The following is a 22,661-nucleotide window of genomic DNA, read 5'->3' on the forward strand; positions in this document are numbered from 1 at the left end:
CTCCTTGTTGTACTCCATGACCGGGGCCAGCAGGATCCCGTTGGCCACGCCGTGCGCCACGCCCAGACGCCCGCCCAGCGGATGCGCCATGCCGTGCACCAGACCCAGACCCACGTTCGAATACGCCATGCCCGTGATGTAGCTCGCGTACGCCATCTGCTCGCCCGCCGGCACGTCCCCGTCCGCGCTCCTCGCCAGGTTCTTCGCGATCATGCGGATCGTCTGCATGGAAAGGCAGTCCGACAGGCTCCACGCGCCCGGCGTGACGTACCCCTCGATCGCGTGCGTCAAAGCGTCCAGACCCGTGGCGACCTTCAGGCCGCGGGGCATCGAGTCCGTCAGGTCCGGGTCCACGAACGCGACGACCGGGATGTCGTGCGGGTCCACCGCCACGAACTTGCGCTTGTTCCTCGTGTCCGTGACCACGTAGTTGATCGTCGTCTCCGACGCGGTGCCCGCCGTGGTGGGCACGCCGAAGATCGGCACGCTCGGGTTCCTCGTGTCCGCCACGCCCTCGAGGGAGAGCACGTCGCCGAACTCCGGGTTCGCGGCGATGATGCCGATGCCCTTGCACGTGTCCTGCGGGCTTCCGCCGCCCAGGCCGATCAGGAAGTCCGCGCCCGACGCGTTGAACCGCAGCACGCCGTCCTGGATGCACTCCACCGGCGGGTTCGGCCTCACGTTGTCGAACACCTCGTACTCCATGCCCGCCGCGTCCAGCACGTCGAGCACCCTCCTCGCCGTGCCGGTCTCCAGCAGCACCGGATCCGTGACCACGAACGCCTTGCGGAACCCGTGCTTGCGGGCGACCTCCGGGATCTCCCGGACCGCGCCGCGACCGAAATACGCCGTCTGATTGAAAATCATCCTGTAGACCATCATGTTCTCCTTTGAGTGACTGGTCGGTAATCTTCTGGCCGTCTCCATCGGTGGGGACGTCAACCGATATTCATCGTAGCGTGGATTTGATCGTTAAACTGTGAGCGCTCTCAAAACATGCCGAGAATCCCTATAACTGGGATTGTTCTCCCACATGTAGGGACGCACGCGCTGTCATAAACGCGACACAACAGCCGCACGAGAGCATCCATGCCGGAAACGCCTAAGAAATGACACCAATCGGAGACGGATCAGCGGTAGGATACCAGCTCCTCAAGCGGCTTGCGGCGGCCATGCTTGGCGGAGGGAGCGGCATCGGCTGCAGGATATCCCAGATCCAGCATCGCCACGATCTCCTCGGTATCCGGCACGGAGAACGCCTTACGCACGGCATCGGGATCGAACGCGTTCACCCAGCAGCTTCCCAGCCCCAGATTCGTGGCCGCCAGCATCATATGGGTCAACGCGATGGAGGCATCCTCCACACCCGAATCGTATTTACCGCCGGGATACGTATACACGTCGTTCCTGTCGAAGGTGATCAGCAGTACCACTGGAGCGCCATACCGGCATTCGGTGAGGTCATCGACGGTCTTCAGCCCCTCCCCCGATCGAATGACGACGACATGCTGCTCCTGCTGATCCACCGACGTCGGAGCCAACCTGCCCACGTCGAGAATCCCGTCCAGCACCGGCTGCTCCACCGGACGATCGGCATACTTGCGGCAGGCATACCGGTTTTTGATCACATCGTTGAATTCCATGACGACTCCTCCGCTCTGCGGTCCTCGGACAACCGCCATCGCCACTCACTATAGGCGGGTTATAGGCTGATTCCGCGGAAAGAGAAGAGATCATCACCACCAGCAAAACATAAAAGGCCTGCGCATCACATCTGATCGCAGGCCTTGCTGGTGGCTCCGAACGGCATCGATCCGTTGACCTCACGATTTTCAGTCGTACGCTCTACCAACTGAGCTACAGAGCCAATCAGAACAGTTGAAAAAACCCGGACAAGCCGGGCCGATCAACCATCCAAGCGACTCCGACCGGACTTGAACCGGCGACCTCCGCCGTGACAGGGCGGCGCTCTAACCAACTGAGCTACGGAGCCATCCGCTGCGATCTCGAAAACCGCAACGATTGAATATATTACATGAATGGCGGAGCAACGCAAGTCCAAAACGCAAAATCATCGTTTCGGGCGTGTCGCAACAGCCGAAAACCTTGATCCGTCGAGGCGTTTCAACGATTCTTCGGATTTTTACCACAGGGTGTTCCGCCCTCATAAAGTGCGCTATACTGAAGATGTTCAAAAAAGTAACAAAAACGAGCACAACCGAACAATTGCTGTGCGGGTGCGTCACGGTCGACGCTGCGCCGAACACCCACCCACCACGATCACGGCTCGTTCTATCAGAAAGGTGTGAGATGACAGTTCTGGTTACCGGAGGCTGCGGCTACATCGGAGCCCATGTGGTCCACGCACTCCATCAGGCCGGCGAAAACGTCGTCGTCGTGGACGATCTGAGCTACGGCAAGCCCACCCGCATCGAGGGAGCACGCCTGTACGGCATGGACATCGCCGCCCCGGGCGCCGGCGAACGTCTCGCCGAGATCCTCGACGCCGAGGACGTCGACGCCGTCATCCACTTCGCCGCCCGCAAGCAGGTCGGTGAATCCGTCGAGAAGCCGCTGTGGTACTACCAGCAGAACATCGGCGGCATGCTCAACGTGCTCACCGGCATGAGCGAATCCAAGAAGACCCGCAAGCTCGTCTTCTCGTCATCTGCGGCCACCTACGGCGTACCGCCGGTCGACGTGGTGCCCGAAGACGTGGTCCCGATGCTGCCGATCAACCCCTACGGCCAGACCAAACTGTTCGGCGAGTGGATGGCACGCGCCTGCGAAGGCCGATACGGCATCCGCTTCTGCGCCCTGCGCTACTTCAATGTGGCAGGATGCGGCCCGGTCGAACTGGAGGATCCGGCCATCCTGAACCTGATCCCGATGCTGCTCGATCGTCTGAAGAAGGGCAAGGCCCCGCTGATCTTCGGCGACGACTACCCCACGCCGGACGGCACCTGCGTGCGCGACTACATCCACGTCTCCGATCTGGCCGATGCGCATATCGCCGCGCTGCACTACCTCGACCGCGACGAGCGCAAGTACGATGCCTTCAACGTCGGCACCGGCGAGGGCACCTCCGTGCGTCAGATCGTCGACGAGCTCAAGAAGGTCACCGGACTGCCGTTCGAAGAGCATGTGCAGGGCCGTCGCGCCGGCGATCCGCCGCACCTGATCGGCTCCCCGAAGCGCATCAACGAGGAGATGGGCTGGCACGCCAAGTACAACGTGGAGGACATCGTCGAATCCGCGTGGAAGGCATGGCAGGCCAACCCCGAGCACCACATCGACGTCGAAAACTGGAAGCAGTCCGACTGACCGATCGGTTTCGCTTCACCCGGGCCGTCCGGCGCATATGCCGGGCGGCCTTCTTCGTCCGCCTTCGGTATCGTGGTGGCACAACGACAGGACCACGAATCACCGGAGGATCGATGAACGAATCGCATACCGCGTCACCCGATTGGCAGATGACCGAAGGCACGATGCCGGGAACGGCCGGGCCGGGACGTCGCCGGGAGCTGATGTCGTTCGTCAGACGATCCTCCCGCCTCGACAAGCGTTTGCAGAAGGCCTGGGACGCCTACGCCGGCACCTATCTGCTCGAACTGCCGCAGTACGATCACCGCGAACTGTCGGTAGCCACCGATTTCCACTTCGACCGGGAATACGCGCACAGCGTCTGGGGCAACGACAACCCTCTGATCGTGGAGATCGGCACCGGACAGGGAGAAAACATCGTGGCCGCCGCGCAGAAACGACCGGACGTCAATTACCTTGCTCTAGAGGTATACCGCCCCGGCGTGGCGCACGCTCTGCTCAAGGCCGGCAAATATGAGCTCTCCAATCTTCGGGTGTGTGAGGTCAACGCGCCGGATCTGATGCGCGCGGCCGAAGACGGGCTGTTCGAGGAGGTCTGGACGTTCTTCCCCGACCCTTGGCCCAAGACCAAGCACCACAAGCGTCGGATCGTCCAGTCCACGCTGGCCGACGAGGTGCATCGGGCGCTGAAAACCGGCGGATCGTGGCGGATCGCCACCGACATCGAGGATTACGCTCTGCATGTGCATGAGGTGATGGATCAGCGCAACGACTTCGACAACGTCGGCGACCTCACGGTGAGCCTGCCCACGGAGCATGTGAGCAAGGGAACGGCGGATATGGCCGCCCAGCTGCCGCACGCCGATTTCACCGAATCGCGACGGTTCGAGGGCCGCGTACTTACCAATTTCGAGAAGAAGGGCATCGAGGCCGGCCGTGTGATCCACGATTTCACCTACCGGGCCGTATGACCCGACTACCGTAGGTACAGCGCCGGCCGTCCGCCCGGCAGTCACCTCGGGGACACGCTGCCGCATGCATCACTGTCGTCATGGTGTTACCGAGGCGACACGCCGAGTGTTGCATGACCGATGATTCTCCTGTATCGTCTATCAAGTTGTTCGCCCCCGTCGTCTAACGGTTAGGACATCAGACTTTCAATCTGACAACGAGAGTTCGACTCTCTCCGGGGGTACTCACCGGCTCCGGGTTCCACGAGGTATCGTGGACCGGAGCCTTTTGTTTCCAACGGTTTCAGGCCGTCAGCTTGGCCTTCAGCTGCTCGAACAGGAAATCGCGCGGTGGTCGCTGCCACCAAAGATGCACCTAAGTTCCCCTCTCCCAGCATCTGACGCATGAGCGTGTCGTCCAGCAGGGACGTCACGGGCACGCCGAAGTAGTCGGCCAGCGCCGCGATGTCGGGGATGCTCCACGTGTTCTTGTTCTTCATCTTCGCGCTGACGCCGCCCCTGGTCATCTTCAGGGGTTCCGTGAGCGCCGTCTGGGACAGGCCGTGCGCGGTGAGCAGCATGCTGATGTTCCATACGATCACCTTCTGCAGGTATTCGCCCGAGTTCGTCATCCGTTTCTTTATCGTCGTGGTCATGGCAATCGCCCTTTCACTGCTTCGCAAACGCATGTTGGCATGTCCAACATCTCTGGACACGATATTAGCACTCCGACTTGCGAAAGGCAAAATACTTAATTACTATGTCAACTGTGAGTAGACAAAAGCATTTTTCCGTACTGTCTCCAGTGGCTCGTTGGATGGCGCAGCAGGGTCTGTCCTGCCGCGGGTTGGCCGCGGAGATGGGGCAATCGAAGTCATCGGTTGCGGGAAAGGTGAACGGCTCCCTCCATTGGCAGCAGGCCGATCTCGTCTGGCTGTATCGGATGAAGGGGCTGCCGTCGGATTTCGTGCTGGGCAACGATGCCGCCCTCGTGAACAGGCTGCTGTCTCCTCCGGCAAAAGAAGGTTCCGCGCACTAGGCGCGGAACCGAACGACAACCGAAGGCGTCTCCGACCCGTACATCCGCCAAGATTCCCGGCCGCCGACGTCTTGCATCCCAAGTGAAGGAGGGTCATCGCCATGACCGATTCTACCAATACCGCCGGCATTCGCCCGGCATCTGTCTTTGAGCCTAATCGCCGGCGCGACGCCGCGCGGCGGACGACGCGGGCCGGCGGCAACGTCGATCTGCGCATCGCGAAGGCTCATGTGCTGTCCATGCTCGCCCACCCGTCCCGGGGCTCGCGCCGTTGAGGCGCGCGTCCGCGGACCGTTTCCCTGATACCGGCCGAACCATGTGGTGGTTGGTCGTTGCCGCCGTGTGCGTGTCCGGCGGTGTTCTCTCGTATGCGTTGTGCCGCGCCGCCCGTCTGGGCGACGACATCGGCGCGAGGCTGCGCGAACGCCGCGAAGCGGACCCGGCGCATGACGGCGGGAAGGTCGAACGATGAGCAGCAGAGCCGAGAACTGGGCATGGGAGCGCGACGACGTCAAGGGCATCACCAAGTTCGTGCTGGTGTACCTGGCCCGCCGCGCCTACTACGACGATGGCACCGCCGCGTGGCCGAGCGTGGAGACCATCGCGTTCAACTGCGGGTGCTGTGAGCGCACCGTGATCCGTTCGTTGCAGGAATTGGAGCGTAAGGGCTACATCAGGCCCGGCGACCAGGAGATGTCGGCGCGCAACCCGCGCACGCGCAAGCCGATCGCCAAGGGACACCGCTCGCGCGTGTGGGACGTCGTCATGGACGGCGACCGTCCCGCCGAGAACATCGAGGAGAAGCCCCGGAACCTGGACGCGCTGGCGGAAGGCGACGGCAAATCGAATCCAGACAAGGACAATTTGTCACCCGACGGATTGTCACCCGAACCGAAGGGCGTGAAGCCGAGGACAAATTGTCCCGGAATCTTGGACAGAAAGTCACCCAATAGACAAGTGATAAACAATTCTCCCCTCATCCCCTTCGGGGATGCTCCCCTCAACGCCGAACAAGCCGCTACGAAACCGGACGCCGATCCGAAACCCGAACCCGTTCCGACGACCGATTGGGGCAAGGCCCTGCCTCCAAGGGGTTGCAGGAACCCGCTGTGGGTGCCCGAACCCGGCAAGCTGCCCGAGCCGGTGATGGAACGCGCCGGTCAGGAGGTACGCGTGCTCGACGGCATCCGCCGGCGCATGCTCGCCGTGGACCAGAGGTTCGACGTTCCGGCGACCATGGCCGACCGCAAGGCCGTCCACTCGCTGCTGATCGATCGCCCGTACGGCGAGATCGTCGCGACGATGGACTGGGCGTACCGCAACCGCTACTGGCTGCCCCGGCTCACCAGCGGCGCCAGGTTCGCCGCGAACTACGTGCAGCTGCGGCTGGAAATGCTCACCCATCCCGATCCGACGGGCAAGCGGGCGCCAGACGCCCCGCTGCCGGTCGTCAAGGACCCCAACCGGGCGATACCGGTCAGCTCGTCGTCCGCGAGCCGTGTGCCGATCTACGGGGCGGCGCTGCTGCGCACCTCGCTGTGCCAGGAACACATCGAAGGCGTCATCTCGCAGGAGGCGTGCCCAGTATGCGCGTACGACAAACGCAACCACGCCACCCACGACGTCGCCGGACGGCGCAAGGCGAAGACCGGCGCGTCGGCGGAGGCGGTGGTGCGGCCATGAGCGGAGACGGGCAGCGTCTTGAGGCGTGGAAGAAGGCCGGCGAATGCCGCGACTTCCCGCGACCATGGTCCGACTACCTGTGGTCGCTGGAGTTCGAGCACCGTCCCGGCGACGCGAAGGCGTTCCACTCGGTCGCCAAGGCCGTGTGCGAACGATGCCCGGTACGCGCCGAATGCCTGGCCTACGCGGCCAGCGGCGGACTCGAATGGGGCGTGTACGGCGGCAAGGTGTGCACCGACCGGCGCAGGATCGCGCGCATGGCCGAAGCCGACGGCGTCCCCTGCCGGGACCGCGGCCTGCCGTGGCCGCAACGCTGGCGGCTGCTCACGGACTGGATACGCGCCCACCGGAACGTGTTCGACGAAGCCACCGGCGAGGCCAGCGCCGAACGCCAGCAACGACGCCTGCGCGCACGGGGCAGGACGGCCGATCGCCCCGCCCCGCATGAGCCGTCAGACAATCAAACAATCAAGCAAGCAGGAATCCAAGCAATCAGACAAGCGGACAATCAAGCGACCGACTGACCGGGTTCGCATGATATCCGGCAGCCGCAAAGGAGAAGAACGAATGCGCATCGCCATAGCCAACGCCAAGGGCGGGGTCGCGAAGACCACGTCCAGCATCTACATCGCCTCGGTCATCGTTTCCAGGGGCGGCAGGGCCGTCGTGTACGACGCGGACCCGCAGTCCAGCGCGAGCCTGTGGGCCGCTGCCGCGGAGCAGACCGCGGACCCGCTGACGTTCGACGTGCTGCCCGCCAACCAGGCCACGCTCCGCCAGCTCGCCGCGGGAGCCGACCCGGACGAATGGGCGATCATTGACGCGCCGCCGCAGGGACCGACCCTGGACATGGCCATCAAGGCGGCCGACTTCGTGATCGTGCCGGCATCGGACTCGCCCATGGACCTCCAGCAGGCATGGAGCACCCTCGACATGGCCAGGATGAGCACGCCCGCCGCGCTGCTGCTGGTCAAGGCCGAACGCAACACGAAGGCGTTCCGCGACACCATGGACGCCCTCAACGCCATGGACACTCCCCGGTTCGACACGATCGTGCCGAAGGCCCAGTCCTACAAGCGTTCGCTCGGCACCAACCCGCACCAGCTGGGCGAATACCGCGACCTCGTCACCGAACTCCAGCAGATCGCCGGAAAGCAGGAGTGAGACCATGCAGGGCAACTACCAGCCACTGGCACGACCGGTGCCGTTCGACGACGTGCTGCGCCAGCAGAACAAGACATCCAAGGCCACGGGCGAACCGTTGGTCATGCTCTCATTGCGCATACCCGTGTCGCTCAAGACCCGGCTCAAGACCACGGCCGCCGCGCACGACCTGCCCATGCAGCAGCTCCTGCGCGACGCCATCGAACGCGAGCTCGACCGGCTCGACGGCGACGACGAGCCATGACCCGTCAGACAATCAAACAATCAAACAATCAAACAATCAAACAATCAAGCAATCCGACAATCCAGCAAGCAAACAAGCCAACAACCAAACATTCAGGCAGTCAAACATGCAGACGCGATCCGGCAAGCCGGCGCGTCTGCGGAAAGGAGACACTATGGACTATTCGATGGAGGTCTCCGTACTCGGCGACCGGATCAGCATCGGCGAGGAGGCGCACGTCATCACCCTCGGCGTGAACACGGGATTCCCCGCGGGCTCCACGGCGGGACTGGCATACACGCTTTCGCCATTGCAGGCCCGCGTGTTCGGCGCGCAGATGCGTGCGGCCGCGGACGCCGCGGAGGGACATCCAGGCATGCCGTCCGACGAGGAGGTGAACGCTGCGGCGAAGGTGTTCTGCGGCGGCGTGTGGAACGGGTTCGACCCCGCCAGCATGATGCCGACCAAACAGTTCGACCGGTTCTGGGGCGACGGCGAGGGCCACCAGCTCTACCTAGAGATCGCGCGCCACGCGCTCATCGCCGCCCGCATGTCCATCCTCGCCGGGCAAAACGAAAGCTGACAAGCAAACAAGCCCGCATGCAGACAATCAAACAATCAAACTTGACTGCATGCAGGCAAGCTGACATGCAAGCAATCAAGCAAGCCAACAATCAGGAAAGCAAACAATCCAACAATCAGGAACGGAGCAGAACCATGAATGACAACCACAACGAAAACGAGGAGCCCTTCGACGGCACGAGCGAGGATTCCACTCTCGAAGACCAGATGAGCGCACACATCGCGGCCATCGCCGCCAGCGGCGTCGCCGCCGAAGCCGAAGCCCTGGCCAACCGGCAAGCCGACATGGCGGCCAAGGAACGCCGCGAAACCAGACTGGCGCTCCTTGCCGCCGTCACCGTCATCGCAGGTCTTATGGCCTATGTAATTACTCGCATCGTCAAATAAAGACGATGTTTCTGTCGCTTATCATTTCAGGGACGGGTAATTCCTTGGATCCACGTCCCTGAAAGGCGCGCGTTTCCCCATTTATGCAATTAGGATGCCCCGTCAATGAGCTGAGCCATCGACTCGCCACAGCGGCGACACCCGCCATCCGTCAGGGAATCCCATGTCAGACTTCGGAATCTGAGGGTACCTATCCATAAGGGAGATGAATTTCTCCGTCCACGCGGGTCCGTCGATCTGGGATGTCAGGTAGTTCTCCATGGTGAGGAATGCAGCAGGGCCGGAGGACTTACGGAAGATATCCCAATTGTTACCCCACCAGCCCTTTGCATGGGATCCGCTGCGATGCTTCGGCAGTTTCGGCGCTATGCGGGTGCTGGTTTCGTTCCAGAAGCGATCATGATGCGCGGTCATGTTCCGGGCCTGCCGGATAGTCTCAAGCCAATTGGAGAGGATTTTGGCGTCGCCGCGTACGGCGGGATTCGGGTTGGGGTTGAAGATATGCAGCTTGGTGGCCAGCTTTCTCTTGATATGGTCTGGCGCACCTTGGTAGAAGTTCTCCTTGAGTGTTCCGTAGCTCAGGCATCCGACGATCATCCAGTACGGAGGCAGCGGATCACTGTAGGTACTCCGGAAATGCCTGAGGTACGGAAGATTTGATTTGGTGAATGTCGAACGCAACGAGGAAAGGCAAGCCAGATGGTCGTCATAGCTCAACCCCGGGAGTCCTTCCTGTGTCATGTAGCCGAATTCGCCGCCGAATACCGATAGCTCATGGGCGAGGAAGCTCTTGAGATAGATCTCGATGGTGACGATGCCGTCGAATACCAGCATCCGCAGTTCCTGATCGAACAGATACCTATCCCAGATATCCTTGAATTGCACATCTTGACGGAAGGGCAATGAGCGCTTCGCCGACTGCTCCGATACCGGGGTGAGGAACGGATACCAGTATCCTTTCAGCCGAAAGTATCCCACTTGCTCGATTCGACGTTCAAGGAGCTCGCGACTTATTCCGGACAAACCGTTGTCAATGAGCTTGGCCGATAAATCATCCAATGATTTCGGCGGATGCTGCGGATAGGGGCGGAGCTGTGGAGTATCATTCTCGTCCATCGTTCCTCCGATAAGAAAAATGCCACCCTAGTGTGCTTCAGTGAGAGGCAATGGTGGCTTTTAACATCGCTAATTGTAGCGAATATATCGCCTTTCGTAAAGATACAGAACACTCCGTACATCTAGTATCCAAAGCAAAGCAATGCACTAAATGTAGTATCCGCGTCATGTTTCATCCATGAACGGGTTGCCAATCTTCGTCACATGTCCGCCGCAGCATCGCTCGATGCGGGGTGATGCTGATGGTGCGTTCGGGGTCCGGCGGCCGGCCGTCGGGCTTGCGGGCGTGCTTTTCTTCCAGGGACCCGGGAGGAGGCGGGTTCTGGAGTCCCCGTCTCCTCCCTTTCCCGGAGAGGGGCGCTTCTGTCGTATGTGGGAAAGGATTTCGTATGAGGTTCGGGAAGAAGGGCACCGGTGCGGTGGCGTCGATCACCGCCGCCGCGGCGTTGCTGGCCTGCTTGGTTCCGGTCGCGTTGGCCGATAACGGTGGCGGCGGTTCCGGTGAGGACGGTGGCGGTTCGGGCGGTGGTCCGACGCAGACGGCCGATGTGCATTGGATCTACAAGGATTCGTGGCCGGCCACGCTGGATGGCATGAAGACGGCGTTGAGTGACGCGAAGGTGCGTCTGTCGTCCGATCTGGCGAACGGGCAGAACCAGTTCGTGAACATGAACAAGACTTTGAGCGACGCGATCGATGAGTGCCAGCGTTCCTATACGGGTGAGGGGAACGCGGACTGCCGTCTGGTGGCGGTGGGCTACGTGCGATTGGCGGATGGTTCGTTCAACGGCAGCTATGTGAGTTCGAACGCGAAGAACCGTTGGGAGGCGCAGTGGAAGGCCGAGGCGAAGGGCGATTACACGTATCAGGGCCAGAAGTATTCGACCGCGACCACGTGGAAGGACAAGCTCGGCACGCGCAGTGTTGACTCTCTGGCGCAGGAGTCGATCAACTCCAACCCGAACGCCTCGTTCCGCGTGATCGTGCTGGCGCAGAACCAGCCGCCGGTCGATTACAAATTGAACGTGACCACCAGCCACAAGCAGAAGACCGACATGCAGGTCGGCTCCACCGACCCGATCGGCGACGTCATCCATGCAGACAACGGCGGTTCCGCGATCAGGGAGACGTTGAACGGCACCGCGATCATCCATTACGAGAACGGCCCCTATCTGCCCGCGAAGAGCGTGAGCAAGCCGATCAGCTTCTCCGGCAATGGGGACACCCAGCTCGACAATCTCGCCTCGCCGAAGGATTTCGGCATGGAACACTGGGCCGAGGGTTCGTACTGGATCGACATCCAGGTGCCCAAGCAGGGCCGCATGCAGGCGGCCGTGGACACCGCGGACCGTGATCCGGCCGAATCCTGGAAGGTGAGCTCGGTGCCGCCCGAACCCCCGGTCAAGAAGATCGAGGACGGCGTGAGCGCCGACCGGATGACGAACCGTACCACCATCACGTACGGCACCGGCCGTGGCGGCTACGAGATGCGTTTCCGCGACGTGATCGAACCCAACGGCGTCGAATACTCCGTGGACAACTACAGGCTCATCGACAGGACCGACGGCAACCGCGACGTTTCCGGCGAGTTCGAGATCAATTGGGACAAAGCGTCGAACACGGTGTCGGCCGCGCGTTCGGCGGACAAGGGCGAGATGCCCATGGACCATGTCTACGAGTTCAGTTTCGACGTGACCGTGTCGAAGCCCTCCGACTTCCAGCAGGTCAAGGACCATGCGTGGGGCAAGTGGAACCATGAGCCCGAGGCCGACGCCGGAAAGAAACAGTTCGATACGTGGCGGCCGAATCCCGACAAGAGCTGGATCCGCCTGAACGCGAAGGGCCAGTGGGAGGCGGTCATCGACCCGAAGGAGACCAATCGGACCGGCGCCGACGATATGACGCTTCTGGACGGGGACCGGGTCGCCTCGGTGGTCAACGGCACCATCGCCAAGAACCTCATCCAGGCCCCGGAGACCCTGACGCTCACGGACGACTGGTCGGCCGCCGACTACCTGTTCGACGCCGACGACAAGTCGAAGATCAAGGTGTACGAGGCCGATGCCGGCACCGATCTCGAGTCCAGCGTCACCGACATCGCCAACCACGGCAGGGACGTCACCGACCAGTGGACGATCACGATGGAAGGCACCACGGTGACTGCCACCGCCGGCCGGGCCTACCGTGAGGGATTGAAGGGACTGAAGACCGCGAAGCAGGTCACGCTGCTCATCCCGGGCAAGGCGGCCTACGCCAACGGCAAGGGCGCGGGCCAGGTACGCGACGACTTCGGCAAGCAGGCGAGCGACGAACTGTCGTTCTGCACCGCGCCGGACGGCAAGGCGCTGACGAACAAGGGCTCACAGACCGTCAACACGCACACCATCCCCACGAACGAGCCGAAGATCTGCGGCTACATACCGCCCGTCGTCAAGGACGTGGTCGGCGAATCCTCGCAGGGAGGCGACCAGGCGTCCGTGGACGGTAGGGTCGTCTACCCGGGCCAACGCTTGGAATACCGTCTGGAGACCCAGCCCCACCTGCCCGGCAATCTCGCGTACTCGGTCAGCGAGGTGGCGGTCACCGACACCTATGACGAGCATCTTGAAGTGGACAAGCAGACCCTGGAGGTCACCGACCTGTCCACCGGCAAGTTCATCCCGAAAACCGAGTACGAGACCCAGTGGAACGACGCGCAGCACGCGGTGCGCCTCGTGTTCTCCGACGGGTACGTGAAGACCAACTGGCGCAACGGCGCGAACCCGCGCATCATCGTCCGCTTCGAGGGCACGGTCGCCAAGGACGCGCCCACGGACACCAAAATCGGCAACCAGTGGGCCCTGACCCTGAACAACATGATCACCCCGAGCAACAAGGTATGGAACGAGCCGCCCGACTTCACGCCGGTGAAGAAGGACACCCAGGCCGACCCGTCCATCAGCATCGACGGCAAGACCGCGCTGCTGGGCGACCGGATCTACTACCGCGTGACCATCGACGCCAAGCAGACCAACCAGGCCTACAAGGTCTGGAGGCTCGGCATGACCGACGACTGGGACGACGAATACCTCTCCCTCGACGTCAAGCGCATCGAGGTCACCGACACCGCGACCGGCAAGGACGTGACCGCGAAGTTCAACATCGCGGCGATCGACGGCGTCGCCTACGTGTACGCCAAGACCGCGGACACGAAGGTGCCGGCCACCGGCGAGACCATCAAGGGCGACCCTCAGCCCAAGAACCTCAAGGAATACGCCGAAAAGAAGGACCACGACCCGTTGAAGGAGCCGGCCATCGACCAGTCGATGCTGGGCACGAGCTACGAGGTGAGCCTGCCGATGACCGTCATCAAGGTCACCGACGGACATATCGTGAGGAACAAGGCCACGCAGGTCGTCAACGACACCCGCAAGGACACCAACGAGGTCGCCAACCCCCTCAAACCCGTCAACCCCTCCAAGGACGTGGTCGTGAGGGTGGACGGCGAATCCATCGACAAGCGGAGCGTGTACCTCAACGGCCTGTTCCTCTATCGCCTCGACAGCTCCGCGCTGCCCGCGCACCGCGCCTACCAGAAGGTCACCGACTGGAGCATCACCGACCCGCTCGACACCGAGCATGACCAGTACACCGGCCAATGGGCCGTATACGCCATGCGCGACCTGACCGAGCAGGGCAAGGTGATCGCCCGCAAGGGCGTGAAGATCGCCGGCAGCGGCTTCGACGCCAGTGTGTACGGCGGCGAACTGTTCACCCTCGCGCAGGACGACAAGGGCGTGGTCACCGTTACCGCGACCCAGCGCATGCTCGATCTCGTCAGCGGCAACGACGAAAGCGAGCAGGCATGGACCGCGTTCATCCAGTGCAAGCGCGTCAAGACCGGCGAACACATCGCCAACCGGTTCGACGAAACCATCAACGGCACCAAACGTCCTTCCAACCAGGTCGAGACGCACACGCCCGACATGACCCCGAGCCTGAAGATCGAGAAATGGGACGAGGCCTCCGGCTGGCCGGCCGGCGACCGCGACCAGGTCAAGGACGCGCTGGCCATGCAGGGCGACACGCGCATCGTGTTCACCATCACCAACACCAGCACCACCGACCCCGACACCAAGCGGGGCGCATGGTACCGAACCAAGGACCTGAACCTCAAGGACCAGCTGGTCGCCGGCGACGGCCGGGTGACCGATCTCGAATACCCCGCCGATTGGGACAGCCGCATCCTCAAGCCCGGCGAGAGCGTCGAGGTCAAGGGCGTCCTCAAGGGCGTGACCGGCCATCACACCGACCGCGCCACGGTCACCGGCACGCCGTTGGTCGAATGCGTCGTCTCCGACCCGGATCCGTTCGACGGCAAGGACGAGACGTCCGCGCCTGATGATGCGGTCACGATCGACGGCAGGCTCGTCTGCCCCGACACCGAAGTGGTCAGCAACACCGACGACTGGAACGGCTACCGGACCGGGCTCGCCCATACCGGCGCCGCCGTCCAGGGCGTGATCGCGGCGGCGATCACCCTGCTCGCCGTCGGCGTGGGACTGGTCGCCGCCCGCAGGTTCAGGCGCGGGAACAACGCCGCCGGCCGCCACTCCGGCACGATGCAACCCGTCGATGCCGAGGATGCCGACGCGGATGACGTCGAAACCGTGGATTCGGTTCCCGGCGGGCAATCCGTGGTCTGACCGAAGCGGCGGGGACCGTTCTCCGCCGCGATGATTCTTCCGGTCGGACGGCAATCCGGCCGGAACCCCGCCGGTTCTCTTCCTTCTTCTCTCCCCGGCGGGCATGGCAACGGCCCGACGCCAACGGTTCAAACCGTTCGCGTCGGGCCGTTCCCTTGCTACTTTTGGCTGCTTACTGTTCGTCGGTGTTCTCGGAGGCGAGTCGTTCTTCGAGTTGTTCGACGATGTGGTCGTGCATGTTCTCGTCGATCTTGACGGTCAGGAGGAAGACGACGAGGCTGGCGACGATGCCGGCGAGCGGCAGGTAGTAGGCGCAGGTCTTGAACGTGCGGATGTTCGCGGCGGTCATGTCGGCGGCGGTGGCGTTGCCGACCATGCCGGCGGCGACGGCCACGAAGCCCACGATGCCGTTGGACAGGGCGCCGGCGATCTTGTCGAGCATCGGGCGCACGGAGAGGGTGACGGCCTCGTTGCGCTTGCCGGTCTTGAGCTGGCCGTATTCGATGGAGTCGGTCATGCTCAGGATGGCGGTCATCTGGATGGTCTGCGCGGGCAGGTAGAAGAGGACGAGCGCGACGATGACGACGGGCAGGTTCATGGGCGCGATGATGAACAGCGTGTAGCCGGCGATCATGAACGCCATGCCGGCGGTGTACAGCCAGCGGCGCGGGATGCGCCGGTTGAGCACCGGGTAGAGGGGCGTGGTGACCAGTCCGGTGATGACCGGGATGACGCCGGCGATGGAGAAGCTGTCCGGGGCGCCGAGCACGTATTTGAACTGGTAGAAGAGCACGCCGGTGGTGGCGACGTTGGCCACGGAGTACAGCAGGTAGCTCAGGGCGACCCACAGGAGCTGGTCGTTCTGTGCGATGGCCTTGAACGCCTCGAATGGGGTTGCCGTTGGCCTCGGCCTTGGCGCGCAGCTCGCCCTGGTTCTCGCGGGTGCCGAACGCGACGCTCCACGCGGTGAGCAAACCGAGTACGGCGATGATGATGGCGAACGCGGCCCAGCCGGTGCGGCCCTGCTCCCATTGGCCGGTGAACTTCCAGGTGAACCAGCTGACGACGGGCACGACGATGACGGTGACGCCGTTGTATCCGATGGATCCGGTGAACGCGCCGAGAGCGGTGTACGTGCTGCGCTCGTGCGAGTCGGAGGAGATCGCGGGGATCATGCCCCAGTAGGAGATGTCGCGCAGCGAGTAGATCACGTCCAGCAGGATGAACACGATGACGAACAGGACCATGAACACGCCGGTGTTCACGTCCACGAGCCCGAACAGGCCGGTGAACACCATGATCAGCAGGATGCCGGGCACGAGGCCTCCGATGAACTGCCAGGGACGGAACCGGCCCCAGCGGGTGTTCGTGTTGTCCACGAGGTTGCCGAGCAGCGGGTCGAGGAAGATCTCCGCGATGCGGATGACCACCACGAGTCCGGTGATTACCGCGATGAGGCGCGCGGCCAGCGTCTTGTCCACGTCGATGAACAGCGCGGTGGTCACGAACGTGATGAAGAACGTGCTCATCGTGTTGTAGAACGCGGCCTGGCCCAGGTTGCCGAACGCGTATGCGATCTTCTGCCCCATGTTCCTGGTGGGCATGGGCTGCGGCTGTCCGGGCGTCGCCGTGCGCTGTGTGGTGGATCCGCTCATGGTGTGGTGGCCTCCTTGCGACCTGTAAAGAATCCGTGCGCGGGAACAGCTCCGATCCCGCAAGACGCGAGTATAGGACTTTCTTGAAAAAGTAAAAAACTTTACCGCGTGTCGCAAGCAATGCCAACGATTCCTGTTCGCCAATCCAACACGCCGCGCGAGCGCCGGCGATGGTCGGAGACCGGATTATCGTTGATAAGTAACGGCTTTCCGCTGTTCTTGCGGTCGCAGTCGGGACAAGCGCAAGAAGTTGCGTAAATTAGTAAATATCTTTATCATCGTTGTGCAAGGAGTCACATTCGGAGGCTCCCGAACTGCGGCGGCAACGACGCGACGCAATCCGATGCGAAAGCGAGGACATCATGAACACAACCGACGATCAGCGGAAGAACGGCGATCCGATCGTCTCCCCGTCCATGCCGACGACGGCATGGCTCGCCGACCCGCGCGTGTACGCGGTCCACCGGCTCGACGCCCATTCCGACCATGCATGCTGGTCGCACGCCCCCTCCGTCGGCGAGGGCACCGATCTCACGCAGAGCCTCGACGGCGAATGGCGGGTCCGCGTCGAGACGGCGCCGGCGAACAGCTTCCCCGACGGGACGAGCGACGGGCCGGATTGGATCAGCGACGTGTCGCCTCTGTTCGCCGCACCGGGCTTCGACGACTCGTCGTTCTCCCGGGTGCAGGTGCCCTCGCATCTGGAGACCGCGGGGCTGCTCGACCCGCAGTACGTGAACGTGCAGTACCCGTGGGACGGCCACGAGGACCCGAAGGCCCCGGCCATCCCCGAGCATGGCCATGTGGCGGTCTACCGACGCGAGTTCGCCGCGGAGGGCGCGGTCGCTCAGGCCATCCGCGAGGGCCGCACGGTGACGCTCACCTTCCAGGGCGCTGCCACCGCCATCTACGTGTGGCTCAACGGCGCGTTCGTCGGATACGCCGAGGACTCCTTCACGCCCAGCGAGTTCGACGTGACGGACGTCGTCAGGAAGGACGGCAACGTGCTGGCGGTCGCCTGCTACGAGTATTCGAGCGCGAGCTGGCTGGAGGACCAGGACTTCTGGCGTCTGCACGGCCTGTTCCGCTCCGTCGAGCTCAATGCGAGGCCCGCCGCCCATGTCTCCGACATCCACGCCGGGGCCGATTGGGAGCCCGCCACGTCGATCGGATCGCTTTCGCTGGACGTACTGATCGACGGCGCCGCGAACGCCGCGACGGCCGACCTCGCACTGCGGGACAAGAACGGCGCCGTCGTCTGGCGCACCGCCACGGAAGCGGCCGGAACGCTGCACGCCGAGGCCGAGATCGACGACGCGGCCCCCTGGAGCGCCGAACGCCCCGACCTGTACGAGCTGTCCGTCACCCTGCTCGACGCGGACGGCAAGGTCTTGGAGACCACGCGCAGCCGCATCGGCTTCCGGCATGTGGCCATCGAGGACGGCATCCTCAAGCTCAACGGCAAGCGTCTCGTGTTCCGCGGCGTCAACCGCCACGAGTTCGACTGCCGGCGCGGCCGTGCCGTCACCGAAGAGGACATGCTGTGGGACATCCGCTTCATGAAGCGCCACAACATCAACGCGGTGCGCACCTCGCACTACCCGAACCAGTCACGCTGGTACGAGCTGTGCGACGAATACGGCATCTACCTGATCGACGAGACCAACCTGGAGACCCACGGCAGCTGGAACAGCCCCGGTGACATCCCCGTGGGCACCTCCGTTCCCGGCGACGACGAGGCCTGGCTGGGCGCGTGCATCGACCGGCTGGACAGCATGATCCTGCGCGATCGCGACCATCCCAGCGTGCTCGTCTGGTCGCTGGGCAACGAATCCTACGCGGGTGAAGTCCTCAAGGCCATGAGCGCGCACGCGCACCGGCTCGACCCGTCCCGCCCCGTCCACTACGAAGGCGTCAACTGGAACCACGCCTACGACGGGATCAGCGACTTCGAAAGCCGCATGTACGCCAAGCCCGACGAAATCCGCGACTGGCTCGAACACGGCGACGAACGGGGCGATGCGAACAAGCCGTTCGTCAGCTGCGAGTACATGCACGCCATGGGCAACTCGTGCGGCGGTCTGAGCGAGTTCATCGACCTCGAACAGTACGAGCGCTACTCCGGCGGGTTCATCTGGGACTACATCGACCAGGGACTCGTCCAGCGCCTGCCCGACGGGCGCGAACGTCTCAGCGTCGGCGGCGATTGGGCCGACCGGCCGACCGACTACGAATTCGTGGGCAACGGCATCGTGTTCGCCGACCGCACGCCCAGCCCCAAGGCGCAAGAGGTCAAGCAGCTGTACTCACCGGTCAAGCTCACCCCCGACGGACACGGCGTGACCATCGAGAACCGCAACCTGTTCGCCGGCACCGACGGCTACGTGTTCGCCGCACGGCTCCTCGAAGACGGGCATGAGATCTGGCACGCCGACTACCGGTTCGACGTGGCCGCCGGAGATACCCAGCGCCACGACATCGCCTTCCCGGACATCGACACGGACGGGAATACGCGCGAGGTCACCTACGAGGTCGATCTCCTGACCGCCGAAGCCACCGCATGGGCGCCGGCCGGCTACGAGCTCGCGTTCGGTCAGCTCACCGGCACGCTCAACCCCGAACGGGACATCACTGAGACCGATCATGACGACGACGGCCGCGCGACGGTCACGCTCGGCCGATGGAACGCGGGCATCCGCCGCGACGACGAGGAAATCCTCCTGTCGCGCACCCAGGGAGGCATCGTCTCCTGGAAGCGGGACGGCCGGGAAATGGTCATCCGACGCCCCGAACTCGTCACTTTCCGCCCGCTGACCGACAACGACCGGGGCAACCGTTCCGGATTCGACCGCGCCGCATGGTTCGCGGCCGGCCGCTACGCCGTCGTGACCGATACGAGCATCGCGCAATCCGACGACGGAGGGCTCACCGCCAAATACCGGTACGAGCTCGCCGACCCGGACCACACGCCCGTGACGGTCTCCTACCGCATCACCGCCGACATGCGCATGCGACTAACCGTCGAATACCCCGGCGGAGCCACCGGTGCGGCCAGCCTGCCCGCGTTCGGAGTCGAATGGGAACTGCCCGGCGAATACGAGCGTCTGCGCTACTACGGCCCCGGCCCCGAGGAGACCTACCGCGACCGCAAGCAGGGCGGCAAGCTCGGCATCTGGAACGCCACCGCGAAGACGAGCATGGCACCGTATCTCATGGTGCAGGAAACCGGCAGCCACGAGGATGTCCGCTGGCTCGAAGCCACCGACATCCAAGGCCACGGCCTGCGCATCACCCAGCGCGGCGACCGTCACTTCACGGCCAGCCTGCTGCCCTGGAACACCTACACGATCGAGGCCGCGCGCCGCCATGAGGACCTGCCCGAGCCGCGCCACAACTACCTGCGTCTGCTCGCGGCCCAGATGGGAGTCGGCGGAGACGACTCCTGGGGAGCCCCCGTCCACACGGCCTACCAGCTGTCCGCCGGCAGGCCGCTCACCCTCGACGTGGACCTCGAACTCATCTGACCGGCAACGGGCGGCGGCATGCACCACCATGCCGCCGCCCGTACACGTATATATACATTTCCCAAACACAATCCACAGGAAAAGAGGCAATCAATCATGGCTGAAGTGATCATCGTCAAGAACGAGGAGGAGGCCGGCGAGATCTACGGCCGCTGCGTGGCGGACCTCATCAAGGCCAAGCCGAACGCGGTGCTGGGCCTGGCCACGGGTTCCAGCCCATTGGCGGCCTATCAGGCGCTTGCCAAGATCGTGCACGAGGAGCACATCGACGTCTCCCAGGTGCGTGGCTTCGCGCTCGACGAGTATCTGGGTCTGCCGCTGACCCACCCGGAGTCCTACCACTCCACCATCCACCGCACGGTCGTCGAACCCCTCGGCCTCGACCCGGCCAAGGTCCATGTGCCCGGCGACGTGCTCAACGGCGCCCCGCTGGAGGACGGCGACAAGATCGCCGCCGCCGGTCCCGCCTATGACTCGGCCATCGAGGCCGCTGGCGGCATCGACGTGCAGATCCTCGGCATCGGCACCGACGGCCACATCGGCTTCAACGAGCCCGGCTCGTCGCTCGCGTCCGGCACGCGCGTCAAGACCCTCGCCGAGCAGACCCGCATCGACAACGCGCGCTTCTTCGACGACGACATCAACCAGGTGCCCACCCACTGCATCACGCAGGGCATCGGCACGGTGTTGAAGGCTCGTCATCTCGTGCTGCTCGCGTTCGGCTCGGGCAAGGCCGAGGCCATCGAGGAGACCATCGAGGGCGGCGTCTCCGCGTTCTGTCCGGCCTCCGCGCTGCAGCTGCACCCGCACGCGACCGTCATCATCGACGAGGAGGCCGCGAGCCGTCTGCGCCACAAGGACTACTACCGCTACGCCTACGCCCACAAGCCCGACTGGCAGGGCATCTGATCGGCAGACGAACGATTCGGGCTCCTTCTTGCTTCGCCAAGAGGGAGCCCGAACCCATATGCAGGAAGGAAATCATAACGCAGGACAGAGATGAGATCGTCGCCCGCGTGACGGCGGCGTTGGAAGGCGAGGCCAAGCCGGTCGCGATCCGCGGGGCACGCAAGGTAGACGCCTGCGGCGAACAATCGGGCTACTGGGTGGTCTCGGACGCACGTGGCGTGATTGTGGCCACGGGCTTCGCCGCCGCGGACGGTACCGGCGAGGAGGCGTTCGAGCACGCCTGCCGCACGGTCGGCATCGACCCGGCCGTTCCAGCTGACTCCAACGACGCGGTCATCGACGCGGCCGGCCGCATCCTCACGCCCGGCTACGTGGACATTCATGCCCACGGCGCCTGGGAGAAGTCGTTTGACGACGGCCCGGACGGCATCGACGTGGCCCGAGCCGGCCATGCGGTCCACGGCACCACCCGTCAGGTGCTCTCGCTTATCACCAACCCGATGGACGTGATCTGCCGCAACATCCGCACCGTGCATGAGAAGATGGCCTCCCGCCCGGACATCCTCGGCTGCCACCTTGAAGGCCCGTTCCTCGCCTTGAAGCGCAAGGGCGCGCACGACCCGAACTGCCTCAAGGACCCGGTGCCCGAACTCGTGGATCGCATGCTCGACGCCTCGGGCGCCGACCCCGCCGTCGGGCGTCTCGGCTGCATCCGCCAGATCACCATCGCCCCCGAGCTCGAGCACGGCATTGGCGCCATCAAGCAGTTCGCGGCCGCCGGCGTGGTGCCCGCGGTCGGCCACTGTGACGCCGACTACGCCACCGCCCAGGCCGGCTTCGACGCGGGCGCCGGCATCATGACCCACATGTTCAATGCGATGAACGGCCTGCACCACCGCGAACCCGGCCCCATCCCGGCCGCCGTCGAGGACCCGCGCGTCACCATCGAGCTCATCAACGACGGCTTCCACGTGCAGAACCCGATGGTCAAGCTCGGCTTCGGCCTCGCGCCCCACCGCATCGCGTTCGTCACCGACGCCATGGCCGCCACCGACTGCCCCGACGGCGCGTACAAGCTCGGCAAACTTGATGTGAACGTCATCGACGGCCACGCCCGACTCGTGTCCAACGGCGCGATCGCCGGCTCCACCTTGACGTTGGAGGTCGCGGTTCAGCGCGCGGTCAACGAACTCGGCTTCAGCCCGGTCGCCGCCGTCGAGGCCGCCACCCTCACCCCGGCCCGCGCTTTCGGATTCGACAGGGCCAACCCCGTCACCGGCACGCCGCTCGGCCTGATCGCCCCCGGATACGCCGCCGACCTCAACCTCCTCGACCCCACCGACTGGACCGCCCAACACGTCTGGTGCGCCGGCCGCCAGCTGAAGTAAACTCCTTCCAGCAAAATCGACACCGGTGCCGC

The 22,661-nt window shown here is 63.8% G+C and carries 18 protein-coding genes, 3 tRNA genes and 2 pseudogenes; 16 read left to right on the forward strand and 7 right to left on the reverse strand.

Annotation, left to right across the window (positions count from 1 at the left end; translation table 11 throughout):
* From Uis1B_RS05455 to Uis1B_RS05470, 4 genes are all read right to left on the reverse strand, one after another.
* A partial coding sequence (locus tag Uis1B_RS05455) for an iron-containing alcohol dehydrogenase (protein ID WP_101616331.1) occupies positions 1-879 on the reverse strand: 879 nt, incomplete at its 3' end.
* Positions 880-1,130: 251 nt separating this feature from the next.
* The gene (locus Uis1B_RS05460; RefSeq protein WP_101616333.1) at positions 1,131-1,643 is read right to left on the reverse strand and encodes a nitroreductase family protein; all 513 of its coding nucleotides are present in this window, start codon (positions 1,641-1,643) and stop codon (positions 1,131-1,133) included.
* A 148-nt stretch (positions 1,644-1,791) separates the two neighbouring features.
* Positions 1,792-1,867 (reverse strand) — tRNA-Phe (locus Uis1B_RS05465).
* A gap of 52 nt (positions 1,868-1,919) precedes the next feature.
* Positions 1,920-1,993, reverse strand: a tRNA-Asp gene (locus tag Uis1B_RS05470).
* A gap of 317 nt (positions 1,994-2,310) precedes the next feature.
* Here Uis1B_RS05470 and galE point away from each other — a divergent pair.
* The 3 genes from galE to Uis1B_RS05485 all read left to right on the forward strand — a co-directional run bounded on the left by galE (position 2,311) and on the right by Uis1B_RS05485 (position 4,519).
* Positions 2,311-3,324, forward strand: coding sequence for a UDP-glucose 4-epimerase GalE (galE, locus tag Uis1B_RS05475; RefSeq protein ID WP_101616335.1), 1,014 nt, complete (start codon positions 2,311-2,313; stop codon positions 3,322-3,324).
* 149 nt (positions 3,325-3,473) lie between these two features.
* Positions 3,474-4,295, forward strand: a complete 822-nt coding sequence (trmB, locus tag Uis1B_RS05480) for a tRNA (guanosine(46)-N7)-methyltransferase TrmB (protein WP_243390272.1) — start codon at positions 3,474-3,476, stop codon at positions 4,293-4,295.
* 152 nt (positions 4,296-4,447) lie between these two features.
* Positions 4,448-4,519: transfer RNA gene (locus Uis1B_RS05485), tRNA-Glu, on the forward strand.
* A gap of 177 nt (positions 4,520-4,696) precedes the next feature.
* Here Uis1B_RS05485 and Uis1B_RS12530 read toward each other — a convergent pair.
* A pseudogene (locus tag Uis1B_RS12530) lies at positions 4,697-4,963 on the reverse strand (helix-turn-helix domain-containing protein); the annotation flags it as partial.
* A gap of 128 nt (positions 4,964-5,091) precedes the next feature.
* Between Uis1B_RS12530 and Uis1B_RS05495 the strand changes: the two are divergent.
* From Uis1B_RS05495 to Uis1B_RS05520, 9 genes are all read left to right on the forward strand, one after another.
* Complete coding sequence (locus tag Uis1B_RS05495; protein WP_095346999.1) at positions 5,092-5,313, forward strand: hypothetical protein; 222 nt, start codon at positions 5,092-5,094, stop codon at positions 5,311-5,313.
* A gap of 101 nt (positions 5,314-5,414) precedes the next feature.
* On the forward strand, positions 5,415-5,588 hold the full coding sequence (locus Uis1B_RS12000; RefSeq protein WP_012576942.1) for a hypothetical protein: 174 nt from the start codon (positions 5,415-5,417) through the stop codon (positions 5,586-5,588).
* Positions 5,589-5,638: 50 nt separating this feature from the next.
* Positions 5,639-5,785: a hypothetical protein gene (locus Uis1B_RS12005; protein WP_014484625.1), complete on the forward strand. Its 147-nt coding sequence runs from the start codon at positions 5,639-5,641 to the stop codon at positions 5,783-5,785.
* Positions 5,782-6,996 carry a helix-turn-helix domain-containing protein gene (locus tag Uis1B_RS05500; RefSeq protein ID WP_101616340.1) on the forward strand — a complete coding sequence of 405 codons (1,215 nt, stop codon included), beginning with the start codon at positions 5,782-5,784 and terminating at the stop codon, positions 6,994-6,996. The genes Uis1B_RS12005 and Uis1B_RS05500 overlap by 4 nt, the downstream gene beginning before the upstream one ends.
* The gene (locus Uis1B_RS05505; protein WP_101616343.1) at positions 6,993-7,520 is read left to right on the forward strand and encodes a WhiB family transcriptional regulator; all 528 of its coding nucleotides are present in this window, start codon (positions 6,993-6,995) and stop codon (positions 7,518-7,520) included. The genes Uis1B_RS05500 and Uis1B_RS05505 overlap by 4 nt, the downstream gene beginning before the upstream one ends.
* A 43-nt stretch (positions 7,521-7,563) precedes the next feature.
* Positions 7,564-8,160 (forward strand): ParA family protein, encoded by a 597-nt coding sequence (locus tag Uis1B_RS05510; protein ID WP_033495365.1) that lies wholly within the window; start codon positions 7,564-7,566, stop codon positions 8,158-8,160.
* 4 nt (positions 8,161-8,164) lie between these two features.
* Entirely contained in the window at positions 8,165-8,404 is a 240-nt protein-coding gene (locus Uis1B_RS12340) for a hypothetical protein (protein ID WP_033495367.1), read from the forward strand.
* A gap of 154 nt (positions 8,405-8,558) precedes the next feature.
* Complete coding sequence (locus tag Uis1B_RS05515) at positions 8,559-8,966, forward strand: transcriptional regulator (RefSeq protein ID WP_101616410.1); 408 nt, start codon at positions 8,559-8,561, stop codon at positions 8,964-8,966.
* 17 nt (positions 8,967-8,983) lie between these two features.
* On the forward strand, positions 8,984-9,352 hold the full coding sequence (locus Uis1B_RS05520; RefSeq protein WP_243390267.1) for a hypothetical protein: 369 nt from the start codon (positions 8,984-8,986) through the stop codon (positions 9,350-9,352).
* Positions 9,353-9,454: 102 nt separating this feature from the next.
* On the opposite strand, the gene Uis1B_RS05525 is transcribed toward Uis1B_RS05520, so the two are convergent.
* Positions 9,455-10,468: an Abi family protein gene (locus tag Uis1B_RS05525; protein WP_101616346.1), complete on the reverse strand. Its 1,014-nt coding sequence runs from the start codon at positions 10,466-10,468 to the stop codon at positions 9,455-9,457.
* Between the two features lie 389 nt (positions 10,469-10,857).
* Here Uis1B_RS05525 and Uis1B_RS05530 point away from each other — a divergent pair, with 389 nt between their 5' ends.
* The gene (locus Uis1B_RS05530) at positions 10,858-15,153 is read left to right on the forward strand and encodes an LPXTG cell wall anchor domain-containing protein (protein WP_101616348.1); all 4,296 of its coding nucleotides are present in this window, start codon (positions 10,858-10,860) and stop codon (positions 15,151-15,153) included.
* 172 nt (positions 15,154-15,325) lie between these two features.
* On the opposite strand, the pseudogene Uis1B_RS05535 reads toward Uis1B_RS05530, so the two are convergent.
* Positions 15,326-16,808: pseudogene (locus Uis1B_RS05535) on the reverse strand (glycoside-pentoside-hexuronide (GPH):cation symporter).
* Positions 16,809-17,170: 362 nt separating this feature from the next.
* On the opposite strand from Uis1B_RS05535, the gene lacZ reads away from it, so the two are divergent.
* The 3 genes from lacZ to Uis1B_RS05550 all read left to right on the forward strand — a co-directional run bounded on the left by lacZ (position 17,171) and on the right by Uis1B_RS05550 (position 22,629).
* Positions 17,171-20,332 (forward strand): beta-galactosidase, LacZ type, encoded by a 3,162-nt coding sequence (gene lacZ, locus Uis1B_RS05540; protein ID WP_101616350.1) that lies wholly within the window; start codon positions 17,171-17,173, stop codon positions 20,330-20,332.
* Positions 20,333-20,428: 96 nt separating this feature from the next.
* Positions 20,429-21,241, forward strand: coding sequence for a glucosamine-6-phosphate deaminase (gene nagB / locus Uis1B_RS05545; protein WP_101616352.1), 813 nt, complete (start codon positions 20,429-20,431; stop codon positions 21,239-21,241).
* A gap of 74 nt (positions 21,242-21,315) precedes the next feature.
* On the forward strand, positions 21,316-22,629 hold the full coding sequence (locus Uis1B_RS05550; RefSeq protein WP_101616353.1) for an N-acetylglucosamine-6-phosphate deacetylase: 1,314 nt from the start codon (positions 21,316-21,318) through the stop codon (positions 22,627-22,629).
* The last annotated feature ends 32 nt before the right edge of the window (positions 22,630-22,661 follow it).

This window comes from Bifidobacterium margollesii, from assembly GCF_002860355.1.
Classification (GTDB): domain Bacteria; phylum Actinomycetota; class Actinomycetes; order Actinomycetales; family Bifidobacteriaceae; genus Galliscardovia; species Galliscardovia margollesii.

What these genes read in the sequence shown, in the direction of transcription:
- Uis1B_RS05510 (WP_033495365.1), top strand. Translation starts at nt 7,564, where the DNA reads ATGCGCATCGCCATAGCCAACGCCAAGGGCGGGGTCGCGAAGACCACG.
- Uis1B_RS05495 (WP_095346999.1), top strand. Translation starts at nt 5,092, where the DNA reads ATGGCGCAGCAGGGTCTGTCCTGCCGCGGGTTGGCCGCGGAGATGGGG.
- Uis1B_RS05525 (WP_101616346.1), bottom strand. Translation starts at nt 10,468, where the DNA reads ATGGACGAGAATGATACTCCACAGCTCCGCCCCTATCCGCAGCATCCG.
- Uis1B_RS12340 (WP_033495367.1), top strand. Translation starts at nt 8,165, where the DNA reads ATGCAGGGCAACTACCAGCCACTGGCACGACCGGTGCCGTTCGACGAC.
- Uis1B_RS05500 (WP_101616340.1), top strand. Translation starts at nt 5,782, where the DNA reads ATGAGCAGCAGAGCCGAGAACTGGGCATGGGAGCGCGACGACGTCAAG.
- galE (WP_101616335.1), top strand. Translation starts at nt 2,311, where the DNA reads ATGACAGTTCTGGTTACCGGAGGCTGCGGCTACATCGGAGCCCATGTG.
- Uis1B_RS05530 (WP_101616348.1), top strand. Translation starts at nt 10,858, where the DNA reads ATGAGGTTCGGGAAGAAGGGCACCGGTGCGGTGGCGTCGATCACCGCC.
- Uis1B_RS05460 (WP_101616333.1), bottom strand. Translation starts at nt 1,643, where the DNA reads ATGGAATTCAACGATGTGATCAAAAACCGGTATGCCTGCCGCAAGTAT.
- lacZ (WP_101616350.1), top strand. Translation starts at nt 17,171, where the DNA reads ATGAACACAACCGACGATCAGCGGAAGAACGGCGATCCGATCGTCTCC.
- Uis1B_RS05520 (WP_243390267.1), top strand. Translation starts at nt 8,984, where the DNA reads ATGCAGACAATCAAACAATCAAACTTGACTGCATGCAGGCAAGCTGAC.
- trmB (WP_243390272.1), top strand. Translation starts at nt 3,474, where the DNA reads ATGACCGAAGGCACGATGCCGGGAACGGCCGGGCCGGGACGTCGCCGG.
- nagB (WP_101616352.1), top strand. Translation starts at nt 20,429, where the DNA reads ATGGCTGAAGTGATCATCGTCAAGAACGAGGAGGAGGCCGGCGAGATC.
- Uis1B_RS05505 (WP_101616343.1), top strand. Translation starts at nt 6,993, where the DNA reads ATGAGCGGAGACGGGCAGCGTCTTGAGGCGTGGAAGAAGGCCGGCGAA.
- Uis1B_RS12000 (WP_012576942.1), top strand. Translation starts at nt 5,415, where the DNA reads ATGACCGATTCTACCAATACCGCCGGCATTCGCCCGGCATCTGTCTTT.
- Uis1B_RS05515 (WP_101616410.1), top strand. Translation starts at nt 8,559, where the DNA reads ATGGACTATTCGATGGAGGTCTCCGTACTCGGCGACCGGATCAGCATC.